The 2,460-nt window shown below is 42.9% G+C and carries 2 protein-coding genes; both read right to left on the bottom strand.

What is annotated here, in order from left to right; genetic code table 11:
- A partial coding sequence (locus tag ACFING_RS09585; RefSeq protein WP_375630720.1) for a hypothetical protein occupies positions 1-441 on the bottom strand: 441 nt, incomplete at its 3' end.
- A gap of 25 nt (positions 442-466) precedes the next feature.
- Positions 467-2,263 (bottom strand): ShlB/FhaC/HecB family hemolysin secretion/activation protein, encoded by a 1,797-nt coding sequence (locus tag ACFING_RS09590; protein WP_375630722.1) that lies wholly within the window; start codon positions 2,261-2,263, stop codon positions 467-469.
- Positions 2,264-2,460: the final 197 nt, after the last annotated feature.

Genomic DNA, 2,460 nt, shown 5'->3' on the forward strand with positions numbered 1-2,460 from the left:
CCCAAAAACCTCTCCTGGACCATGAAGCGCACTGCGCTTGCTGCTGGTCACTTCATTTAAAATCACTTTCGCCGAACCCGTGAGGCGCAAATGCGGATTGCCCGGCATAATGCCCCCCAACTGCGATTGCCCCACTTCTTGCGCATGATTGTTCCAAATCACACCCGGATTTCCAATATTAAAATCGTTATATTTATTGTGCGATAAGCCCTTGCCATTGGGGGTAACAATATCAATCGAGGGAACCCCATTGGGCGCTGCCACTATATCTGGACGATGGGCGGCATTCGCGTTAGGATCCACAGTAATTTGTGCCTGTAACGCTGAAGGGGCTAACAAACAAGAAAAACCAAGTCCCCCAAATAAAACCTTTTTGAGCATCGTACTGGAGACTAAAACACCTAATAAAGCTGCTCTTTCTGCTCTCTTCTCATATCTCATACGTTAACTCCCCAATAAAAAATGCTTAAAGTTCCATTGTTAATGTCATAAAAAATGTTCCTGATTTTTTGTGCTTAACTGTGCTCCAAAAAATACTGGAATAACTGGCATCAAGAGAGACCATGCCTCCCGCAAGCTTGACACCTGCTGTCCAACCGGCAAGCTGATCATTCTTAATCCCATACAAGGGTTGTGCAAAAACACGCCCATAATCCAAACCAACATAAGGGCGAAGTTCTCCAAAAACCTTTTTGAAGGTCGCGTGATTGCTCCACGGAATGGTGCGTAGCAACAAATCATTCCGGCTAAAAAAACCGTTATTGCCAAAAAGCAAACTCTCACGCGTGCCACGAACATTGGAAGCGCCCCCCAACGAAATCTGTTCAGCTCCCAATAAATTATGCGGTGAATATTGACCACTCAAAAGATTCCTCAGTATAAAGTCCAAGCCCCCTATCTTAAAAGGCGTCATGACACTAAGCGTACCGGTAAATTTGGCAAATTGTGGCTCCGCATCCCCTGCTCCTGGCGCATGTTTCTTTACTGAATGAAACAAGGGAAGACCTTGCAAATAACTCACATCAAAGGTCCAAGTCCCCCCCAACATCTGGCGAGAATGCGAAATGCCAAAATTGGCGACGCTATATTGACGGCTGCCCACTTCAATCTTATTGCCAAGAAGGTAATTGTTGGTTCTTTTATAAGAAAGACCCAAATTCAAGGTTGTAAGGGAAACACTATCACGGTAAAGAACCCTGCTTGTACTGGCGTGCAACTCACTGGAATCCCCCGTCGTCTCAATATCGGTAAAATTGCCAGGGATTATGCTTTGGTAATTATAAACAGTGCCATTCAATCCAAAGGTCCAATAACCATATGGAATACTCACACTCGCTGAAATGTTATTACTATGTCCTTCTTGCTTGCTCCCACCCCAATAATCGGGCTCACTGCGTTGATAGTTAAAATCCCACGCATCATTCATCCCTAAAATATTTTCTACCCTCAAGCCCGCACTATAACGCGCATAACCCGTGGAAGATTGTCCCATATTGTCATGAGAAACAGTAACCTTGAACGTTTTATCGGGATGATTGTTAATATTGACAATGGTGCTGCCTTCTTCACGCCCTGGAAGAAGTTCGCTTTGAGCGTGTGCTGAACTCAAACGGTTGATCTGATCAAGCCCCTGTTCAATATCGCGCATGTTCAGAACATGACCTTGAAGCCCAGGAAAAGCACTCCATACAACATTATTATAACGAGACGCCGGTGAACCATTATAGTAAATCTCTGAAAGCTTGCCCTCAACGACAACAAATTTGAGCGTCTTGCTGTTTTTGATATCTTGATCAGGAATGTAAAAACGTGCCGTTACATAGCCTTGATCCAAATAAACTTTGGTTAACTTCTTGATTAAGAGCTGAATATCAAAAAGACCAATACATCTTCCAACATAAGGCTCTGTTACGGCTGATATAGAGCGCTTTTTGACATGATGCACTCCCTCAACAACAACAGCATGAATGGGAAAACATTGCTTCCCACCCAAAAGCGTTTCTGGATTTTGCTCTGAAGGCGTCTTGATCCTTTTAGGCGTTAAAGCGCGTAATTTCTCAATTCTTTCTAATTGCTGCTTTTCTGATTGTTGGCGAGAAAAATTATCTGTTGGGGAATGAAAAATAGCTGAGGAGCGCGCATAAACATTTACACCTGTAAACAAGCCAAAGAAAACAACAATGGCACGAAAAATTCTCAAAAGAGAACTTTGGCGTAAAAATACAGAAAACAATACAGATTGCCCCCGCTTTGCACTATTCATGAAGCACTCTTTAAAAAAACTTCATGGAACCTCTAACAAATCCACTCAAAACAGCCACTGCCCTATGACGCTTTTAACAAAAGCACATGCCTCTGTAACCAAAGAAAAGTGACACCCAAAAACTGCTTTATTTTAACTGCTGAAGATCTCTCCCCCACATTTATATGAAAGAACTTCTAAACAAAACTGTTTAGCCC

This window comes from Bartonella sp. AP150HLJHH (assembly GCF_042196385.1).
Classification (GTDB): Bacteria; Pseudomonadota; Alphaproteobacteria; order Rhizobiales; family Rhizobiaceae; genus Bartonella.

Excerpts from the sequence above, each read along its gene's own strand:
- ACFING_RS09590 (WP_375630722.1), bottom strand. The coding sequence starts at position 2,263 with ATGAATAGTGCAAAGCGGGGGCAATCTGTATTGTTTTCTGTATTTTTA.